Source organism: Streptomyces sp. NPDC002232 (genome assembly GCF_042890295.1).
Lineage (GTDB): Bacteria > Actinomycetota > Actinomycetes > Streptomycetales > Streptomycetaceae > Streptomyces.
In genome coordinates, this window is sequence record NZ_JBIARV010000008.1 from 130,398 (window position 1) to 149,316 (window position 18,919).

14 protein-coding genes are annotated in these 18,919 nt (G+C 74.8%); 5 read left to right on the forward strand and 9 right to left on the reverse strand.

The genetic code is table 11. The annotated features are described in order from the left end of the window. The first annotated feature begins 256 nt into the window (after nt 1–256). Nucleotides 257–922, forward strand: a complete 666-nt coding sequence (locus ACFYXU_RS34490) for a TetR/AcrR family transcriptional regulator (RefSeq protein WP_329853162.1) — start codon at nt 257–259, stop codon at nt 920–922. Nucleotides 923–1,162: 240 nt separating this feature from the next. After that, on the forward strand, nt 1,163–2,692 hold the full coding sequence (locus ACFYXU_RS34495; RefSeq protein ID WP_389461557.1) for an MFS transporter: 1,530 nt from the start codon (nt 1,163–1,165) through the stop codon (nt 2,690–2,692). Between the two features lie 81 nt (nt 2,693–2,773). Here ACFYXU_RS34495 and ACFYXU_RS34500 read toward each other — a convergent pair whose 3' ends face one another. Then, nucleotides 2,774–3,280: a MarR family transcriptional regulator gene (locus ACFYXU_RS34500; protein WP_361394622.1), complete on the reverse strand. Its 507-nt coding sequence runs from the start codon at nt 3,278–3,280 to the stop codon at nt 2,774–2,776. A 112-nt stretch (nt 3,281–3,392) separates the two neighbouring features. Between ACFYXU_RS34500 and ACFYXU_RS34505 the strand changes: the two genes are divergently transcribed. Then, on the forward strand, nt 3,393–4,181 hold the full coding sequence (locus ACFYXU_RS34505) for a dioxygenase (RefSeq protein ID WP_389461559.1): 789 nt from the start codon (nt 3,393–3,395) through the stop codon (nt 4,179–4,181). A 3-nt stretch (nt 4,182–4,184) separates the two neighbouring features. Here the strand turns inward: ACFYXU_RS34505 and ACFYXU_RS34510 are convergent, their stop codons facing one another. Further along, nucleotides 4,185–5,192: a questin oxidase family protein gene (locus ACFYXU_RS34510; protein ID WP_389461562.1), complete on the reverse strand. Its 1,008-nt coding sequence runs from the start codon at nt 5,190–5,192 to the stop codon at nt 4,185–4,187. A 536-nt stretch (nt 5,193–5,728) separates the two neighbouring features. On the opposite strand from ACFYXU_RS34510, the gene ACFYXU_RS34515 reads away from it, so the two are divergent. Further along, nucleotides 5,729–6,730: a sigma-70 family RNA polymerase sigma factor gene (locus tag ACFYXU_RS34515; protein ID WP_329853167.1), complete on the forward strand. Its 1,002-nt coding sequence runs from the start codon at nt 5,729–5,731 to the stop codon at nt 6,728–6,730. Nucleotides 6,731–7,320: 590 nt separating this feature from the next. Here the strand turns inward: ACFYXU_RS34515 and ACFYXU_RS34520 are convergent. After that, a complete protein-coding gene (locus ACFYXU_RS34520) occupies nt 7,321–8,280 on the reverse strand; it encodes a YafY family protein (protein ID WP_361394631.1) in 960 nt (319 codons plus the stop codon). Between the two features lie 61 nt (nt 8,281–8,341). On the opposite strand from ACFYXU_RS34520, the gene ACFYXU_RS34525 reads away from it, so the two are divergent. Then, nucleotides 8,342–9,871 (forward strand): MFS transporter, encoded by a 1,530-nt coding sequence (locus ACFYXU_RS34525; RefSeq protein ID WP_389461565.1) that lies wholly within the window; start codon nt 8,342–8,344, stop codon nt 9,869–9,871. Nucleotides 9,872–10,005: 134 nt separating this feature from the next. Here ACFYXU_RS34525 and ACFYXU_RS34530 read toward each other — a convergent pair whose 3' ends face one another. The 6 genes from ACFYXU_RS34530 to ACFYXU_RS34555 all read right to left on the reverse strand — a co-directional run bounded on the left by ACFYXU_RS34530 (nt 10,006) and on the right by ACFYXU_RS34555 (nt 18,225). Then, nucleotides 10,006–10,848, reverse strand: coding sequence for a DUF6227 family protein (locus ACFYXU_RS34530; protein ID WP_376508336.1), 843 nt, complete (start codon nt 10,846–10,848; stop codon nt 10,006–10,008). A gap of 73 nt (nt 10,849–10,921) precedes the next feature. Continuing rightward, on the reverse strand, nt 10,922–11,998 hold the full coding sequence (locus tag ACFYXU_RS34535) for a P1 family peptidase (RefSeq protein ID WP_389461567.1): 1,077 nt from the start codon (nt 11,996–11,998) through the stop codon (nt 10,922–10,924). Nucleotides 11,999–12,024: 26 nt separating this feature from the next. Continuing rightward, a complete protein-coding gene (locus tag ACFYXU_RS34540; RefSeq protein ID WP_376508334.1) occupies nt 12,025–12,801 on the reverse strand; it encodes an SDR family oxidoreductase in 777 nt (258 codons plus the stop codon). Between the two features lie 825 nt (nt 12,802–13,626). Continuing rightward, a complete protein-coding gene (locus tag ACFYXU_RS34545; RefSeq protein ID WP_389461569.1) occupies nt 13,627–16,164 on the reverse strand; it encodes an ATP-binding protein in 2,538 nt (845 codons plus the stop codon). Between the two features lie 49 nt (nt 16,165–16,213). Further along, complete coding sequence (locus ACFYXU_RS34550; protein ID WP_389461571.1) at nt 16,214–17,389, reverse strand: low temperature requirement protein A; 1,176 nt, start codon at nt 17,387–17,389, stop codon at nt 16,214–16,216. Next, nucleotides 17,386–18,225 carry a sirohydrochlorin chelatase gene (locus ACFYXU_RS34555; RefSeq protein WP_389461573.1) on the reverse strand — a complete coding sequence of 280 codons (840 nt, stop codon included), beginning with the start codon at nt 18,223–18,225 and terminating at the stop codon, nt 17,386–17,388. Before ACFYXU_RS34555 ends, ACFYXU_RS34550 begins: the two co-directional genes overlap by 4 nt. Nucleotides 18,226–18,919 lie beyond the last annotated feature (694 nt).

Below are 18,919 nucleotides of genomic sequence, written 5' to 3' on the forward strand. Positions count from 1 at the left end.
ACTCGGTCCCCGTTTACGTCTGTGTCGAACGAAGTGGGGACTCATTCCCCGGATGGGGACCCTTGCCGGACGGGGATCCATGCGGGGACAGGGACCCTTCCCCGGATGGGGATCCGTCTCCGGGTGGCGATCGGTCCCCGAGGGCTATCGCTCCCCGGGTGGCGATCGGTCCCCAAGGGACGAGGACCCGTCTCCCCGATGGTGATCCGTCCCCGAACGGGACCCTTTCCCCCGATGACTGTGAGGAGGTCGTGGCGTGACCAGCACCGCCGACAGCGCGCCCGCCCGGCGCGTACCCCGCCCGCGGGCCGACGCCCTGCGCAACCGTGAGCGGATCGTGGCGACCGCGCGCGAGATGTTCGTCGAGTTCGGACCCCAGGTCCCCTACGACGAGGTCGCGCGCCGCGCCGGCGTCGGGAACGCCACGCTCTACCGGAACTTCCCCGAGCGCGACGACCTCGTCCGCGAGGTCGTCCTCGCCAGCATGGCCCGCGTCACCGAGCTCGCCGAGCGGGCCGCCGAGGACGGGGACGACTCCTTCGCCGCGCTGCGCCGCTTCACCCACGGCGCCGCCGACGAGCGCATCGGAGCCCTGTGCCCGATGCTCGACGACGCCTTCGACAAGGACCACCCCGACCTGATGGCCGAGCGCGACCGGCTTGAGGAGGCCGTCCAGGGCCTCGTCGACCGGGCGCAGCGGGCCGGCCGGCTCCGCGCCGACGTGGGCGTCGGAGACCTGATGGTGGCGCTCTCCCAGCTGACCCGGCCGCTGCCGGGATCCGCCTGCGGGTCCTTCGACCGCTTCGTCCACCGCCACCTGCAACTGTTCCTCGACGGCCTGGAGGCTCCCGCCCGCTCCGAGCTGCCCGGCCGGGCAGCGACCCTGGAGGACCTGAGACGCGACTCCTGCTCCACGTCGTGAACGCGCCCCTCCGGCGCTCCCGACCCCGGGGCCCCGAGCTCATCTAGATCCGTAGGTCCGTAGATCCGTAGATCCGTAGATCCGTAGATCCGTAGATCCGTAGATCCGTAGATCCGTAGGTCCGCAGATCCGTAGATCCGTAGGTCCGCAGACCCGTAGATCCGTAGACCCGCAAACCCGTACTCCCGCACGTCCTTACGACCCTTTTCTTTCCGTACGCGCCAAGAGGTGGCCACCCCCATGCCGAAAATCCCCGACACACCCGCGATCCAGGCCGACTCCGGTCGCTGGAAAGCCCTGATCTTCATCGCCCTCGCCCAGCTGATGGTCGTCCTCGACGCGACGATCGTGAACATCGCGCTGCCCTCCGCCCAGCAGGACCTCGGGATCTCGGACGGCAACCGGCAGTGGGTCATCACCGCCTACGCCCTCGCCTTCGGCGGTCTCCTCCTCTTCGGCGGCCGCATCGCCGACCTGTGGGGCCGCAAGCGGACCTTCATCACCGGTCTCATCGGCTTCGCCGCCGCCTCCGCCCTCGGCGGGGCCGCGACCGGCGAGGCCATGATGCTCGGAGCCCGCGCGCTCCAGGGCGCCTTCGGCGCGCTCCTCGCGCCGGCCGCGCTCTCGCTGCTCGCCGTGACCTTCACCGACGCCAAGGAGCGCGCGAAGGCCTTCGGCATCTACGGCGCGATCGCCGGTGGTGGCGGCGCCGTGGGCCTGATCCTCGGCGGCTTCCTCACCGAGTACCTGAACTGGCGCTGGACGTTCTTCGTCAACATCCCGTTCGCGATCGTCGCGGCCGTCGGCGCGTACCTCGTCGTCCGTGAGCCCGAGGGCACCCGCAACCGCTCCGCGCTCGACATCCCCGGCGTGATCCTCTCCACCCTGGGCCTCGTCTCCCTGGTGTACGGCTTCACCCGCGCCGAGTCCGCCGGCTGGAGCGACGCCGGCACGATCGGCCTCTTCGTCGGCTCCGCGGTCCTGCTCCTCGCCTTCGTGCTCACCGAGGCCAAGGTGAAGTCGCCGCTGCTGCCGCTGCGCGTCCTGACCGACCGCAACCGCGGCGGTGTCTACCTGTCGCTGGGTCTCGCCGTCATCGCGATGTTCGGCCTGTTCCTCTTCCTGACGTACTACCTCCAGGTCGTGAAGGGGTACACGCCGGTCAAGACGGGCTTCGCCTTCCTGCCGATGATCGCGGGCATGATCGTGGGCTCGACCCAGATCGGTACGCGCCTGATGACCCGGGTCCCGCCGCGCCTCCTCATGGCGCCGGGCTTCCTGACCGCGGGCGTCGGCATGCTGCTCCTCACCCAGCTGGAGATCGGCACCTCGTACGCCGGTCTGATCCTGCCCGCGCAGCTGCTGCTCGGCCTGGGCATGGGTACGGCGTTCATGCCGGCCATGTCGCTCGCGACGCTCGGCGTGGACCCGCGGGACGCCGGTGTGGCCTCCGCGATGGTCAACACCTCGCAGCAGGTCGGCGGCGCCATCGGTACGGCCCTGCTGAACACGATCGCCGCCTCGGCGACCACCGCCTACCTGACCGACCACGCCGCCGGCGCGACCACTCCGGCCGCGCAGAAGCTGCTCCAGCTCCAGGGCATGGTCGAGGGGTACGCGGCGGCCATCTGGTGGGCGGTCGGCATCCTGGCCCTGTCGGCCACGATCGCCTTCGTGCTCATCAACACCGGGAAGCCGGGGACCGGACAGGTCGCCGGGTCCGGCGCGGACGTCGACGACGAGGTGAAGATCCCCGTCGTCGCGCACTGAGCCGGTCGGCCCGTCCGTCGACCGCCCAGGATCCCTCGGTCACCCGGCCCCGCCCGGCCCGTCACCTGCCCTGGTTCCGCCTCAGCGGAGCCAGGGCAGGTCCGCGTCCGCGTCCGTGGGTTCGAGGCCCTCGGCCATCGCGCGCATGATCGCGCCGAGCTGCTCCACCTGCTCGGCGGAGAGCCGGTCGAACATGGCCTGGCGCACGGCGGCCACGTGCCCCGGGGCGTTCCGCCGGAGGACCTCCGCCCCCTCGTCCGTCAGCCGGGCGAACTGGCCGCGCTTGTCGGAGGGGCAGTCCTCGCGCCGCACCCAGCCGTTCTTCTCCAGGCGGGCGATCGCGTGGGAGAGCCGGGACCGGGTGATCTTGGCGCTCCGGGCCAGCTCGGTCATCCGCAGCCGGCGGCGCGGGGCCTGGGAGAGCTGGACGAGGAGCCCGTAGTAGATGTGCGGCATTCCGGCGTCGCGCTGCAACTGGCGGTCGAGGTGGTCCTCCAGGAGCGTGGTGGCGTGCAGGTACGCGCGCCAGACGTGCTGCTCCTCGTCGGTCAGCCAGCGGGGTTCGGTCATGTCTCCCATGGTTCCCATCGTACGACTCGTTCTTGAAAGTTGAACTATGTGGCGTTACCGTGTGAAGGGTTAGCTTGAAGTTTCAAGGACTGGTCCTCGGGCCGGCCCGAGGACCAGGAAGGTCGCCGCCATGGACGCCACTCTCGAACGGATGCCGGCCCTCTACCTGTCCCACGGCGCCCCGCCGCTCGCCGACGACCCGGTCTGGCCCGGCGAGCTCGCCGCCTGGTCCGCCGGACTGCCGCGCCCCAGGGCGATCCTCATGGTCTCCGCCCACTGGGAGGAGGCCCCGCTCGCGCTCGGCGCGACCGAGACCGTCCCCCTCGTCTACGACTTCTGGGGCTTCCCCGAGCACTACTACCGCGTCCAGTACGGGGCTCCCGGTGCCCCGCAGCTCGCCGAGGCGGTCCGCAAGCTGCTCCGTGCACCCGGCACGCCCGTCCAGGACATCCCCGACCGGGGCCTCGACCACGGCGCGTACGTCCCGCTCGTCGAGATGTTCCCCGAAGCCGACATCCCCGTCCTCCAGATCTCCATGCCCACCCTCGACCCGCGCCGCCTCATGGACATCGGGCGCAGGCTCGCCCCGCTGCGCGACGAGGGCATCCTGATCGTCGGCAGCGGCTTCTTCACCCACAACCTCGCCGCCCTCCGCCACACCGGCCCCGGCGTCCCCGGCTGGTCCGCCGAGTTCGACGCCTGGGGCGGCGAGGCGCTCGCCGCACACGACGTCGACGCCCTCCTGGACTTCGAGCACAAGTCGCCGGCCGGCCGGCTCGCCCACCCCCGGACCGAGCACTTCGCCCCGCTCTTCGTCACCCTGGGCGCGGCGGACGCGGCCGGCGACCTCGACGCGGAACGGTCCGTGATCGACGGCTTCTGGATGGGGCTCGCCAAGCGGTCCGTCCAGTTCGGCTGACCGTCAGAGGACCGGCGGGTTCAGGTCGATCGAGCGGACCGCGGCGGCCAGCGCGAGCGGGTCTCCCACGTCGAGCGCCGTGTCCGTGAACTTGATCGTGTGGTCGTCGCCGTGCGCCGCCGCCCGCTCGAAGACCTCCTCCGGGGTGAGGCCGGTCCGCGCGTACGGGGCGGCCTCGCGCGGGGTGTAGGCCGCCGTCACCGCGGCCGCCGCCGCCCAGGCCGCCGCCACGCTCGGCACCCACAGGGCGCGGGGGAGCGCGGGCAGCGCCCGCAGCACCGCGTTCGGCGCGGTCGCCGCGTGCACCAGCATGACCGGCTCGCCGTGGCCGTGGGACGCGTACCGGTGCGTCGCCGCTGTCACCAGCTCGATGAGCAGCTCCTTCGCCGCGGCGGGATCCGGCGCCTCGCCCCACACCGGGAAGGCCGTCAGCTGCGCGAGCCGGGCCCGGATCCCGCCGTCCTGCTCCGGAACCGGCGGTACGGCGTCCAGCGCGGCCGCCGCCGTCGGCGCGGCGGCCAGCGGGGCCAGCGGCGGCAGGGGCTGGTGGCGGGCCGCCCAGTACCCGAGCGCGTGTGCCAGCTCGGCGCGGCGCGGCGCCGTCTCGTCCGTCGTGAGCAGGGTCCGTACGGCGTGACCGGTGCGGATCACCGGATGCGTCGCGCCGCCCGCGATGCCGGGCAGCAGCCGGGGCCACCACTCGGCGAGCACGTCCCGCCAGGGCCGGTCGGCCAGCTCGCGGGAGAAGAAACGGGTCCAGTCGGTGATCCGGACCGGGTCGCCGAGCGCCTCCCGCCAGGTGCCCGCGGTGACCGGGAGGTGCGCGGGAGGCAGCTCCTCCAGCTTCGGCGCGTAGTGGTCGAGCCAGCGGTGCACGGCCGGGGCCTGGCCGTGCCGGACCAGGGCCTCCACGGCCATGGGGGCGTGGTTGCTGAGCCAGCCGTGGCGCTCGGGTCCCGTGGTGTGGAGCCGTTCGAGGGCCTCGTCGAGGGTGCCGGTGGTGTCGGTCATGGAGGCGACGCTAGGCGCGGGGAGCACCGGCGCGGAACGGCCTCGGGACCTAGGCCGGAGGGCGGAGGGGCCTGCGCGGAGGGCGGCGGTCGGGGGTGCGCCGGGGCGGGTCGTCCGGGGTGTCTCGGGAGGTCGTGCGGCGGGTGTCCGGGGAGGTCGTCCGGCGGGTGTCCGAGGAGGTGGTCCGGCGGGTGTCCAGGAGGTCGTCCGGCGAGTGTCCGGGGAGGTCGTGCACGGGGAGCAACCGTGATCGGCGCGACCGCGTCTGAAGGGATGGCGCCGCATGTGATCGCGGTCTCATCGACGGTGTGGTCGAGGGACCCGCGAGCGGCGCCGGATCACCCTCCGTGCCTGGTCTGACCTGCACATCCCTGGGTATACGCGCTGTGCCCGCGGGGTTGGCGGCTGCGCAGGATACTGCATGATCGCGAAAATCCATGTGCCGGGTGGGAATTCTGTCCTGATTCCAGTCGTTGTTTCCGTCGGATGCAGGGCACCCGGAAGGGTGTCGCGACCTACTCAGCAAGGGAGCACGCATGGCAACCCGTGCCGTCGCCCGTCGTCAGACCTCCGCCCAGAGCGGGGCCGCACGGGCAAGCAGCGTTCGCGCCGTGGGCGGGGAGATCGCCGACCGCGACCTGGTCGGCATGTACCTCGACGAGATCGCGCGCACGCCCCTGCTCGACGCCGCCAAGGAGGTCGAGCTCTCCCAGACGATCGAGGCGGGCGTGTACGCCCAGCAGATACTCGACGGAGACGTGGAGAGCGACGGCGGCGGGGCGACCCGCGAGGAGCTCGAAGCGCTGGTCGCCGAGGGTGAGCGTGCCAAGGACCTCTTCATCAAGTCCAACCTGCGGCTCGTCGTGGCCGTCGCGCGGCGCTACCCGCGCAGCGGACTGCCGCTGCTCGACCTGATCCAGGAGGGGAACGCGGGCCTGGTGCGCGCGGTCGAGAAGTTCGACTACGCGAAGGGCTTCAAGTTCTCCACGTACGCCACGTGGTGGATCCGGCAGGCCATCACCCGGTCGATCGCCGACCAGTCCCGGACCATCCGGCTCCCCGTCCACCTGGTGGAGGAGCTCGGCCGGATCCGGCGGGTGCAGCGCGAGTTCAACCGGGAGAACGGCCGGGAGCCCGAGCCCGCCGAGATCGCGGCCGAGCTCGGCTCGACGCCGGAGCGCGTCACGGACGTCCTGGACTGGGCGCGGGACCCCGTCTCGCTGAACATGTCGGTGGACGACGAGGGCGAGACCCAGTTCGGCGACCTCCTCGAGGACACCTCGGCGATCTCGCCCGAGCAGTCGGTCCTGACCCTGCTGCGCAGCGAGGAGCTCGACGACCTCATCGACAAGCTCGACCACCGCACGGCGTCCATCATCCGCATGCGGTACGGCATCGAGGACGGCCGCGAGCGGACGCTGACGGAGGTCGGCAAGCAGCACGGGCTGACGCGCGAGCGGATCCGCCAGATCGAGAAGCACGCGCTGCTGGAGCTGAAGAGGATGGCGCACGACACGGGGTTCGACGCGGTGGCCTAGAGCGGCCGGCGACCCGGTGCGGCGCGAGCGGGCGGGGGCCCGCGCCCGTGCGGGCCTTCTCGCGGACCCGCACCCCTGAGGGCGCGGCGCCCGCCGCCCCTGTGTGGCCTGCCCCCCGAGGGCGCGGCGCCCGCCGCCGACGGCCCGCGTGGGCCTTCGCCCGCTACCCGTGTGTGTGGGCCTCTGCCCGTGCGGACTGCACCCGCGACGGCGCGCCGACCGCCGCCGACGCCCCCGCGCCCGGGCCTTCGGTGGGCCCGTCGCCACGCCCGTGTGGGCAATCGTCCCGCTGGGGCGGGACGGGTGGGCACACGGGACGGCGCCCTCTCGCGGCGCCTCCGCGGTCTGTGCCCTGGCCCGCACCACCCGTGACTGCACCTGTCGGTGCGGGTTCAGGCCCAAGAGCCTCCCGCGCCGGCAGGGCGCGGGTCCGTTGTGCCCACCCGTTCCGCCCCTTGCGGAACGCCTGCCCACAACGGGCGGGGCGCAGGCCCACCATGGGGCCCGGCGGGGGCGACGCCCGCAACGGACCGGCGAGGCGCGGGCCCGCAGCGGGCGCAGCGGAGCGGCCGGGCCGCCGGGGCGTGGGGTCAGGGAGTCGTCGCTGCCGTCAGGCGGGTTGAGAGGTCTCTCATGTACGTGACCAGCGGCTCCGGGCCGTGGACCGTGAAGTCGACGTCCATCAGGGCCAGCCGGAGGGCCAGCCACTCCACCGAGTCGGCGACGCGCGTCCGCAGGCGGCAGTGGGCCGGGCCCGTCGCGACCGGCACCAGGTGGGACGGGAGGCGGGCCACGACGAACTCGGCCGGCGCCGCGAACGACACGTCGAGGTCGACCTCGCCCTGGGACCGCGCCATGGACCGCGCCATGTACGTGGCGGCGTCGCCCGAGGGCAGCTCGCGCGGGGTGAAGCGCGCACCCGTCGGGAAGGGCTCGCTCACCCGGTCCACCCGGAAGGTCCGCCAGTCCTCGCGCCCCAGGTCGTACGCGACGAGGTACCAGCGCCGCCCCGTCGACACCAGCCGGTACGGCTCCACCAGCCGCTTCGACTCCGTGCCGTCCCCGGCCCGGTAGCCGAACCGCAGCCGCTCGTGCCCGGTCACCGCGCCCGCGAGCGCGGTCAGCGTGGCCGGGGTGACGGTGGCGCCGTCGCCCCGGGTCAGCGGGATCGTCGCGTTCTGAAGGGTGGAGACCCGGTGCCGGAGCCGCGCCGGCAGCACCTGCTCCAGCTTCGCCAGGGCCCGTACGGACGCCTCCTCGACGCCCTCGATGGCGTGCCCCGCCCCCGCCCGCAGGCCGACGGCGATCGCGACGGCCTCCTCGTCGTCGAGGAGCAGCGGCGGCATGGCCGTACCGGCGACGAGCCGGTAGCCGCCGACCGCGCCCATGGTCGCCTCGACGGGATAGCCGAGGTCACGGAGCCGGTCGATGTCCCGGCGGATGGTGCGCGGGGAGACCGAGAGCCGTTCGGCGAGCTCGCTTCCGGGCCACTCGCGCGGGGTCTGGAGGAGCGAGAGCAGATGCAGGAGTCGTGCCGGGGTGTCCGTCATGTCCCCAGGATGCGGCCCATCTAGGACATGATCTGACCTACATGATGTTTATCTTCTTCACATGAGTGCACACGACGCCGCCACCGAAGCAGCAGCGGCCAGAGACAAGAGGCGCTGGATCGCCCTCGCCATCGTCATGACCGCCGCCTTCATGGACCTGGTCGACGCCACGATCGTCAACATCGCGATCCCCAGCATCGAGAAGGACCTCGGCGCCTCGTTCGGGGCCATCCAGTGGATCACCGCCGGGTACGCGCTCGCGTTCGCCGCCGGTCTGATCACCGGCGGGCGGCTCGGGGACATCTACGGCCGCAAGCGGCTCTTCCTCCTCGGCACCGCCGGCTTCACCCTCGCCTCGGCCCTCTGCGGCTTCGCGGCCAACCAGGAGATGCTCGTCGGCTCCCGGCTGCTCCAGGGCGCGGCGGCCGCGATGATGGTCCCGCAGGTCCTGTCGATCATCCACGTCACCTTCCCGGCGCACGAGCGCGGCAAGGTCTTCGGCATGTTCGGCGCGATCATCGGCCTGGGCGCGGTCTCGGGCCCGCTGCTCGGCGCGCTGCTCACCCAGTGGAACATCGCGGGCCTGGAGTGGCGCCCGATCTTCCTGATCAACCTGCCGGTCGGCGTCGCCGCGATCCTCCTGGGCCGGAAGTTCATCACCGAGTCGAAGGCGCCGAAGGCGCTCAAGCTCGACATGGTCGGCGTGCTCCTGGTGACGGCGGCGCTGCTCATGCTCGTCTACCCGCTGACGCGCGGCCGTGAGCTGGACTGGCCGCTGTGGGGCCACCTGATGATGGCGGGCAGCCTGCTCGTCTTCGGCGCGCTCGTGGCGTACGAGAAGTACAAGACGAAGAAGGACGGCTCGCCGCTCGTCGAGCTGTCGCTGTTCAAGGTGAAGAGCTTCGCGGCCGGCATCGCCGTGCAGCTGACCTTCGGCGTCGTCCTCGGCATCTTCTTCCTGGTCTGGACGCTCTACATGCAGATCGGGCTCGGCTGGACCCCGCTGAAGGCGGGTCTGACCGGCGTGCCGTTCTCGATCTCGGTCTCGGTCGCGGCCGGCATGTCCGTGCAGAAGCTGGTCCCGCGCTTCGGCCGCAAGGTCCTCCAGGCGGGCGCGCTGACGATGATCGCGGGCCTCCTGCTCTACCTCTTCGAGGCCGGGCGGTACGGGACCGGGATCCAGCCCTGGCAGATGATCCCGCCGCTGGTGGTCATGGGCCTGGGCATGGGCCTCATCGTGGCGCCGCTGACGGACGCGGTCCTCTCGGAGGTGCCGAAGGAGCACGCCGGTTCGGCCTCGGGCCTGATCAACACGACGGGCCAGATGGGCAACGCGCTCGGCCTCGGCCTGGTGTCGGTGGTCTTCTTCGGGACGATCGACGACAAGAAGCTCGCCCAGGCGCCGTCCGAGGTGGGCGCCGCGTTCACGGACGCCTTCCAGAACTCGCTGGGCTGGGCGGCGGGCGTGCTCGCCCTGATCTTCCTGGTGATGTTCGCGCTCCCTGCGAGGCCGAAGCAGCACCTGGAGGGCGGCGGCGACGGCGCCGACGAGGTCGTGACGGTCGAGAAGGAGCCGGTGCTCGCGCACTGATCCCGCTCGCGCGCCGATCCGTTCATGGAAGGGCCCTGGTCACCGGACCAGGGCCCTTCGTCGTGATCGGCCGCGAACAGACCCGGGCCGACCGGGCCTTCGCCGTCGAGCGGCCGAGGCCGCGGGCCCCCGCGTCAGCGCACCCGGGAGCGGGACTCCATCGCGCCGCGGGCCGCGTGCTCGTCCTCGTACACCTCGCACATGTGCCGGCCGTCCGGCGTCGCCGTGTGCTCGACCTCCCAGAGGCTGACCTCGCTGCCGTCGAGCAGCAGGAACTGGTGCTCGTAGAGGGTGAAGCCGGCGTCCCGGCCGCCCTCCACCGGGCAGTGACGCCCGAAGGCCTGCGTGATGTGGTGCGCGAAGGCCAGCCGGAGCCGGCGGGCCGTCCGCTCGCCCGGCCGGTCCGCGTTCTCCGCGCGGCGCAGGACGCGGCGCGCGTGGTCGGCGGAGTTGTCCGGCACGTACATCCGCGGCTGGGCGGGTATCGGGCGGGCGAGCAGGGCGCTCAGCAGCTCCAGGTCGTCGTCCTCGTCGAGGGCGCGGCCGTCGGCGCGCTCCGCCGTCCACCCCGGCAGCGGGCCGGCCGGGAGACGGGACGCGGCGAGCCGCGCCTCCGACTCCTCCGCGTACAGCTCGTGCTGCTCGGCGCCGTCCCGCCCGGCGTTGTGCGCGAGCTCCCACAGGCTGAGGGCGCTGCCGTCGGGGAGCAGATACGTGTGGCGGTGGGTCGTGCGGTGCAGCGACGCGCTGTGGTGCGAGGAGTGCAGCGCGCTGGAGTGGGCGAGCGCCGTGCCGAGGCGCTCGACGGTCGAGTCGGGCAGGTCGAAGGAGTTGAGCGCCCGGCCGAGGAGCCGCTCAAGGTGCGTCTCGGTCGTCTCGTACGGATCGTGAGGATCCTGCGGATCGTTCAAGAGGGTCTCCAGGCCGTCGCCGCATGTCACTCGGTGCTTGCTTAACGTAGTCCCTGGGTCTGACATCTGGTCCGGGGTTCGGGGAAAACGAAGGGCCCTCTTGGGAAGTTCCCTCCCCGTTCATTCAACTCCCTTGGTCTTACCGGGAGTACGCGCCCGAATCCGGTCCGTACAGCTCACGGTACGAGGGGAAGTCGCCGCCCGGACCGCGCAGCCCGCCCGGCGCCGCGAGCACCGCGCGGACGATCGCCCGGGTGACCAGGTCCGCGCCCGCCGCCAGGATCTCGTTCAGCGCGAGCGGCCCCGGCCCCTCCGGCAGTTCGCGCGCCCCGGTCGCCAGCGCGAAGACCGTGTCCCCGTCGTTCATCAGGTGCACCGGCCGCACCGCGCGCGCGATGCCGTCGTGCGCGGTGCCGGCGACCTTCTGCGCCTGCGCCCGGGTCAGCGCCGCGTCCGTCGCGACGACCGCGAGCGTGGTGTTCATCGGCGGAGGGGCCGCCGCGCCCCTCGCCCCGGCGAGCCGCCGCAGCGCCGCCTCGTGGACCGAGGCGTCCGGGAAGACGGGCCGGCCGGCCTCGAAGTAGTGGCCGTACGGGACGCCCGTCGTCGGGTCGACGGCCGAACCCACCGCGTTCACCACCACGAGCGCGCCGACCGTGACGCTCGACTCCAGGACGGTGCTCGCCGTCCCCACGCCGCCCCGCAGGCCGCCGACGACGGCCCCGGTGCCCGCGCCGACCGCGCCCGTCGCCACGCGCGCGCGGTCTCCGCTCGCGGCCGCGGCCTCGGCCGCCGCGCGGCCCGTCGCCGCGTCCGGGCGGGCCGCGAAGTCGCCGCCCCGGCCCAGGTCGAAGACGCAGGCGGCGGGCACCACCGGCACCACGTGCGCGGGGTCGGGGCCGACCCGCACGCCCCGGTGGCGCTCCGCCAGCCAGGCCATCACCCCGGCGGCCGCGTCCAGGCCGTACGCGCTGCCGCCGGTCAGGACGACGGCGTCGATCCGCTGGACCAGGTTCCTCGGGTCCAGGGCGTCCGTCTCCCGCGTGCCCGGGCCCCCGCCCCGTACGTCCACGGCGGCGACGGCCCCGCCCTCCGGGGCCAGCACGACGGTCGTCCCGGTCAGCGCCCCGGGCCCGGCCACGCGCGCGTGCCCCACGCGCAGCCCGCCCACGTCGGTGATCGCGTCCCGGCCCTCGGGATCCTCGGGGAGTGTCATGTCCCCTGCCTACCACGGTGCTTGGCTCAGCGCTTGGGGCCGAGGTACGTGCCGCCCGAGGCGTCGATCACGGTCCCGGTGATCCAGCGGCCCTCCTCCGAGGCCAGGAAGGCCACCGGGTCGGCGATGTCCTCGGGCTGTCCGACCCACGGCAGCGCCTGGTTCGCGATCAGCATGCCCTCCAGCGCGGGCATCGCGGCCATGGCGGCGGTGAGACCGGCGGTCTGCGTCGGGCCGGGGGCGACCGTGTTGACGGTGATCCGGCGCTCCCCGACGACGTTGGCGAGCGTACGGGTGAAGGTCTCCATGGCGCCCTTCGTCATCGCGTACGCCAGCTCGTCGGCGAGTGCGATACGGGTGACGGCCGAGCCGATGTTGATGATCCGGCCGCCGTCGCGGAGCATCGGCAGCAGCCCCTGCACGAGGAAGTAGGGCGCCCGGACGTTGACGGCGAAGACGCGGTCGAACGCCTCCGGGGTCTCCTCCGCGAGATGCCCGCCCGAGGTCGTCGCGGCGGCGTTGTTGACCAGGACGTCGAGCACCGCCTCCCCGGTGTGGGCGTCGAGACCGGCCCGGACGCCCTCGACCAGGGCGAGGACCCCGTCGTGCGTGGCGAGGTCGGCGCCCACGGCGAAGGCGCGTCCGCCGTCCCCGGCGATCAGGTCCACGGTCTCCCGCGCGGCGGCGGCGTCCTGCCCGTAGTGGACGGCGACGAGCGCCCCGCCGGCGGCGAGGCGCCGGGCGACGGCCCGGCCGATGCCGCGGGAGGAACCGGTGACGAGGGCGGTGGTGGTCTTCTGCACGGTGATCTCCTGTGGCCTGTCCCGGAGGGTGTCCCCGGGGCGTGGGAGCACGCTGCCGCGACCCGCTGACGAACCACTGACGCGAGCCTGACGGTCCTGGCCGGTGGGCGCGCGGCGCCGGTCGCGGGCCGCGCCCGGCGCGTGGTGGGCCCACGGCCCGCCGCTCTGTTGCGGGCCGCGCCCCGCCGTGGTGTGCCCGCGCCCGCCCGTTGCGGGCCCACGGCCCGTCGGTCCGTCGCGCCCCGCGCGTTGCGGGCAGGCGCCCCCGTCGGCCCCGTTGTGGGCAGGCGTTCCGCAAGGGGCGGAACGGGTGGGCACAACGGAACGGCGCCCTTGCCGGCGCCAGAGGCTTCCGAGCCCCGACCCGCACCACCGGTGACGGCTCCCGGGAGATGCGGGTCCAGGCACAGAACGCGGAGGCGCCGCTCAGCGCGCCGTCCCGTGTGCCCACCCGTCCCGCCCAGCGGGACGATTGCCCACACGGGGCGGGGCGAAGGCCCACACGAGGCGGCGCGGGCGCACGGGGCGGGGGCGAGCGCCCACACGGGCGTGGGGCGAAGGCCCCACCGGGGGCGTGCGGCGGGCACCGCCCGAGGCGGGCGCGGGCCCGCGACGCGAGCCGTCCCGGCGGGCGCGGGCGCGCACAGGGGTGGGCGAAGGACTGCCTGCGCGGGCGGGGCATGGGTCCGCAGGCCGGGGGCGGGCGGGCAGGTACCGCCCGAGGCGGGCGCGGGCCACGCGGCGGCGGCGACGGGAGGCCGTCCCGGCGGGCGCCGGTGCACGCGCGGGCGGGGCGGCGGCCCGGGCCCCCGCCGCCCGGGGGTTCTACGGCGACGGCACGCGTAGGCCCGCGTGGTGGGCCGTCCGTGCGGCGCGGTGGCGGTCCCTCGTCGCCGACTCCGTGGCGCCCGCCGCCTCGTGGACCGTCGCCCGCCGCAGCAGCAGGTCCACGACGTCCTCCGCGACCCCCAGCTCCTCGAAGAGGGACAGGGCCTCCGCCAGGAGGGGCAGCGGGTCGCGCGCGTGCGCCGCGAGGCCCTCCAGGGCCGTCGCCGTGCCCCAGCGCTCGCCGAGCGCCCGGAAGCCCGTGAGGGCCTCCGTCAGAAGAGCCTCGGCCTCGGCGGGCCCCGGCGTCAGATGGGCGCGGCCCACCAGCGCCAGGGACCGGGACCACGGGTCGTCGCCGAGCCGCAGCCCCTCCACGGGGCCCACGGACGTCGACCAGAGGAACGCGGTGTACGGCTGCCGCAGCGGAGCCGTACCCGTGGTGAGGAACCCCCGGGCCCGCTCCACGTGCGCCCCCTCCCGCAGGCCCGCCGCGAGGACGCACAGCGCGTACTCCTCGCCCCGCTCCGCCGACGGCTCCACCCGGTCGAGGAGCGCCGCGACCGGCGCCGCGACCCGGCCCCGCAGCCCGCGCAGCCACCAGTACGGGCTGAGCGCGGCCACCAGCCGCAGCCCGTCCTCCGGGGCGGAGTGCCGCAGCGCGGCCCGCAGGTTCGCGTCCTCCGCGTCGAGGCGGGCCAGCCACTCCAGCTGGGCGGGCCCGCGCAGCTCGGGATCGGCGGCCTCGGCGAGCTCCCGGTAGTGGGCGCGGTGCGCGGCGGGTGCCGGATCGTCGGCCGGGAGCCGCTCGGCGGCGTACGCGCGGATCGTCTCCAGCATCCGGTACCGGCCGTCCTCCCGTACCTCCACCAGGGACTTCTCCACCAGCGACGCCAGCGCCCCGGTGCCCGCCCCGCACACCCGGGCCACCGCCTCCGCCGTCGCCCCGCCCCGGAAGACGGAGAGCCGCGCGGCCAGTCGCCGCTCGTCCGGTTCCAGCAGCGACCAGCTCCACTCCACCACGGCCCGCAGCGTGCGGTGCCGGGCGGGTGCGGTGCGGTCCCCGCGCGACAGCAGCTCGAAGCGCTCGCCGAGCCCGTCCGCCAGCTCCTCCACGGACAGCGTCCGCAGCCGGGCCGCCGCCAGCTCGACGGCCAGCGGCAGCCCGTCGAGACCCGCGCAGAGCTCCGCCACGCGCGCGTGCCCGGCGAATCCGGGCCGGACGGCGGCCGCCCGCCGCACGAACAGCTCCTCGGCCGCCTCCGGCGACAGCGCCCCGAGCGGCAGCAGCGACTCCCCGGTGATGCCGAGCGCCTCCCGGCTCGTCGTCAGGACCCGCAGCCCCGGGCAGGCGCCGAGGAGACGCCGTACGAGGACCGCCGTCTCCGCCACGACGTGCTCGCAGTTGTCCACGATCAGCAGCACCGGCCGCCCCTCCAGGGCCGCTTGGAGCCGCGCTGCGCCCCGCACCCCGAGCGCCGCCGCGAACGCCTCCGCGACCTCTCCGGACGGGCCGCCCCCAGCCGCGGAGCCGGTCCCGCCGTACGGGCCGGGGGCGGCGTCCGACGGGCCCGGGGTGCCCGCCACCGCTCCCAGGTCCACGAAGCGGACCTCGCCCCGCAGGCCCGCGCCCACCTCCAGGGCCAGCCGGGTCTTGCCCGCACCGCCCGGGCCCACCAGGGTCACCAGACGGGCCGCCGACACCAGGGCCGCCAGCCGCTCCCGCTCCCGCGCGCGCCCCACGAAGTCCGTCAGCGGCGCGGGCAGCGGCGGACACGGCCGCTCCGGCGCCGCCTCCCCGCCCCGCAGCAGCCGCAGGTGCACGGCGGCCAGCTCCGGCGACGGATCGGCCCCCAGCTCCTCCGCGAGGGCCGAGCGCACCTCCTCGTACACGGCCAGCGCGTCCGCCTGCCGCCCCGCCGCGCCGAGCGCACGCATCTGGAGCCCCCGCAGCCGTTCCCGCAGCGGCTGCTCCCGCGCCCACGGCTCCAGTTCCCGTACGAGCAGGGCCGGGTCGCCGTCCGCCGCCAGCTCGGCGGCGGCCCACTCCTCCACCGCGTCCAGCCGCAGCGCGTCGAGCCGGGCCGCCTGGCCCGCGGCGAACGGCGCGTCCCGTACGTCGGCCAGCGCGGGCCCCCGCCAGAGACCGAGCGCCTCCCGCAGCAGTCCGGCCGCGTGCCCGGGGTCGCCCGCCGCACCGGCCCGCGCGCCCTCCCGGACGAGCGCCTCGAAGCGCAGGACGTCCACCGCGGCGGCGGGATCCGCGAGGGCGAGCCGGTACCCGGCGGGCGAGAACTCCACGGCCGTGCCCGGCGGGAGGGCCCGGCGCAGCCGCGACACCTGGGCCTGGAGCGCGCCCTGGGCGTCGGCCGGGGGCTCGTCCCCGTACAGGCCGTCGACGAGCCGCTCCACCGGGACGCTGCCGCCCGCGTCGAGCAGGAGCCGGGCGAGCAGGGCGCGGATTTTGGGGCCGCCGGCGATTCCCGCGGTGCCGGCGGCTCCGGACACCGCGAGCGGCCCGAGGAGACGGAAGATCATGCCCCGGATTGTGTCCCGCCCGGCCGTGCCCTTCCAGTCCCGCGGGCCCTCAGGCGGCCGTCGCGCGCGTGCCCGGGTTCCGGGCGGTCAGGGTCACCCCGACGGCGACCGTGGCCGCCGCGACGAGACCGGCCGCGAGCACCGCCCAGCGGCCCGCGAACGAGCACATCAGGATCGCGAACGACGCGACCGGCAGAACCAGTTGCTGCGCGATGCCGACCTTGAAGTAGCGCGCGTGCAGCAGCCACACCGACAGCAGGAACACGGCGGACGGGATCGTCACCGCGGCGGAGGCCGCGAGCGTGGAGATGTGCGCGGCGCCCACGGCCTGCTCGACGGCGATCTCCAGGCCCGCGCCGACGGCGGCGGCCGACGCGAAGATCACGTAGTGCCCGTAGCCCCACAGGAAGCCCTGGCGGCTGGAGGTCAGCCGGTCGTGGGCGGGCACCACGAAGTAGATCCACCAGGCGGCGAAGACCAGCAGCAGACCGCCCGCGGCGATCGGGAGCACCTCGCCCAGCGCGTCGTTCTCGGCGATGCCCGTCTTCACGGCGACGGTCGCCGCGGCGACCGTCTCGCCGAGCACGATGATGGTGAACAGGCCGTACCGCTCGGCGATGTGGTGCGGGTGCCAGGCGCTGGGCGCGTCCTTCTCCGCGTAGACCGGCACGGTCATCTCGGCGAGCGCCATGACCAGGAAGATCCACGGGCGGGTCGGCTCCGGCGCGAGGACCAGCGCGAGCCAGCCGATCTGGACGGTGAGCACCCCGCCCGCGTACCGGCGGCACATCGTCCGCTCGGCCGGGTCGGCGGCGTGGTGCGCGGCGCGCAGCCACTGCGAGGCGAGTGCCACCCGCATGACGAGGTAGCCGAGGTAGACGACGAGGAAGTCGTGCTCCTCGAAGGCGCGCGAGACACCGGCGGCGAGGATCAGCACGCCGGCGATCTGGACGAGGGTGACGACGCGGTAGAGGACGTCGTCGTTGTCGTACGCGGAGGCGAACCAGGAGAAGTTCATCCACGCCCACCAGATCGCGAAGAAGATCATCGCGTAGTTGGCGATGCCCACGCCGGCGTGGCCCTCCGCAACCGCGTGCACCAGCTCGGCACCGGCCTGGGCGACGGCCACGACGAAACACAGGTCGAAGAAGAGCTCCAGGGGCGTGGCGACCCGGTGCGACTCCTCGCGGGAGCGGGCGGTGAGGGGAAGGAACGGTTGTGTCATGCGCCCCAGCACAGCAGAGCGGGCGGCGGGCCCGGGGGCCTGCCACGCGCTGTGTCCTCCGTGTCGTGCGGAGCGGTCGGCGGAGCGGGCTGCGGGTCCGCGTGCGCGCCACGCGCCTCTGTGTCGTGCGGCCCGGTCGGCGGGTCCGCGGGCCTTCGCCGCCCGGTGTCCGACGCGTCCGCGCAGCGCGCGGCCACGGCCGCCGCCAGGAGCGGGTGGTCGGCGAGCGGCTCCGTCACCGTCCAGGCGCCCGGGACACCCGCGAGGGCGCGGGTGAAGCGGCCCGGCGCCAGCAGGTGGGCGGCGAGCGCGACCCGGCGGAAGCCGTCCGCGCGCAGCCGCGCGACCGCCTCGGCCGGGGCCGGGGAACCCGCCGAGCAGTACGCGGCGGTCACCGGCACCGCCAGGTGCCGGGCCAGCTGCTCCACGGCCCGGAGGGTGCCGTCCTCACCGCCCGGCCGGGACGACCCGGCCCCCGCCACCACCACGACGTCCGCCGGGCCGCCGGCCGCCCGCTCGGCGGCCCGCAGCCGGTCGCGGAGGGCGAGGGCCACGGCCGGCTCGCCGCTCAGACCGCGCGTGACCGTGCTGCCGAAGCGGCGGGCGACGGCCGGGATGTCGACGGTGCGGTGGTAGCCGTCGCCGAGGAGGACCGGGACGACGAGCGCGCCGGGCCGCTCGCTGAGGGCGTCCGCGAGGGAGGGGGAGCGGTGGTCCAGGTGGGCGACGGTGACGGGGGCGGAGGCGAGGGCCTGGACGCGGGCGGCGAGGCGGGCGAGGACGGGGGTGGAGCCGGGGTCGACGCTTCCGTGCACGGCGAGCACGATCTGCTGCATGGTGCCTCCTGTTTTGGACCGGGGGGGTGGACGGCGCGCTGCCGTGGTGGGCCCCTGCCTCGCCGTTGTGGGCGTCCCCGTTGCCCGCGGTGGGCTCGCGCCCGCCCGTTGTGGGCAGGCGTTCCGCAGGGCGGAACGGGTGGGCACAACGGAACGGCGCCCTTGCCGGGCCTAGGCTTCCGCGCCTGGACCTGCACCGGATGCATCCCGCAGCCGTGGGGTGCGGGTCCGGGCGCAGGACGCGGAGGCGCCGCTGAAGGGCGCCGTCCCGTGTGCCCACCCGTCCCGCCCAGCGGGACGATTGCCCACACGGGCAGCGGGCGACGGCCCCCACGGGCGGGGGCGACGGGCCCACACCTGCGTGGGACACGGGGCCCACACGGGCAGCGGGCGACGGGCCCAAACGGGGCCCGTAGGCGGCAGGCCCCCACGGGCAGCGGGCAGCGCGCGGCGCCTCAACCAGGCGCGGCCCCACAAGGCGCGGCGCCTCAACCGAGCGCGGACCCACAAGGCGCCCCGCCCCGCACAGGCCGGGCGCCTCGTCTCGGGGTGCTGTCCCACACCTGGACGCTACGGCCCCGCCCCCCGTCCCGCCCCCCGGCACAAGGCCCGGGTTTCTGGGGCGGAGGTCCCTTCGCCTCGGGTCCTTCACGGGCCGGTCCGCGTGCCCGGCCGCCCTACCGTCGGAGGGAAG

Bases quoted from the DNA above. Each gene is read 5' to 3' on its own strand.
- ACFYXU_RS34495 (WP_389461557.1), top strand. From the start codon at position 1,163: ATGCCGAAAATCCCCGACACACCCGCGATCCAGGCCGACTCCGGTCGC.
- ACFYXU_RS34500 (WP_361394622.1), bottom strand. From the start codon at position 3,280: ATGGGAACCATGGGAGACATGACCGAACCCCGCTGGCTGACCGACGAG.
- ACFYXU_RS34505 (WP_389461559.1), top strand. From the start codon at position 3,393: ATGGACGCCACTCTCGAACGGATGCCGGCCCTCTACCTGTCCCACGGC.
- ACFYXU_RS34510 (WP_389461562.1), bottom strand. From the start codon at position 5,192: ATGACCGACACCACCGGCACCCTCGACGAGGCCCTCGAACGGCTCCAC.
- ACFYXU_RS34515 (WP_329853167.1), top strand. From the start codon at position 5,729: ATGGCAACCCGTGCCGTCGCCCGTCGTCAGACCTCCGCCCAGAGCGGG.
- ACFYXU_RS34520 (WP_361394631.1), bottom strand. From the start codon at position 8,280: ATGACGGACACCCCGGCACGACTCCTGCATCTGCTCTCGCTCCTCCAG.
- ACFYXU_RS34525 (WP_389461565.1), top strand. From the start codon at position 8,342: ATGAGTGCACACGACGCCGCCACCGAAGCAGCAGCGGCCAGAGACAAG.
- ACFYXU_RS34530 (WP_376508336.1), bottom strand. From the start codon at position 10,848: ATGTCAGACCCAGGGACTACGTTAAGCAAGCACCGAGTGACATGCGGC.
- ACFYXU_RS34535 (WP_389461567.1), bottom strand. From the start codon at position 11,998: ATGACACTCCCCGAGGATCCCGAGGGCCGGGACGCGATCACCGACGTG.
- ACFYXU_RS34545 (WP_389461569.1), bottom strand. From the start codon at position 16,164: ATGATCTTCCGTCTCCTCGGGCCGCTCGCGGTGTCCGGAGCCGCCGGC.
- ACFYXU_RS34550 (WP_389461571.1), bottom strand. From the start codon at position 17,389: ATGACACAACCGTTCCTTCCCCTCACCGCCCGCTCCCGCGAGGAGTCG.
- ACFYXU_RS34555 (WP_389461573.1), bottom strand. From the start codon at position 18,225: ATGCAGCAGATCGTGCTCGCCGTGCACGGAAGCGTCGACCCCGGCTCC.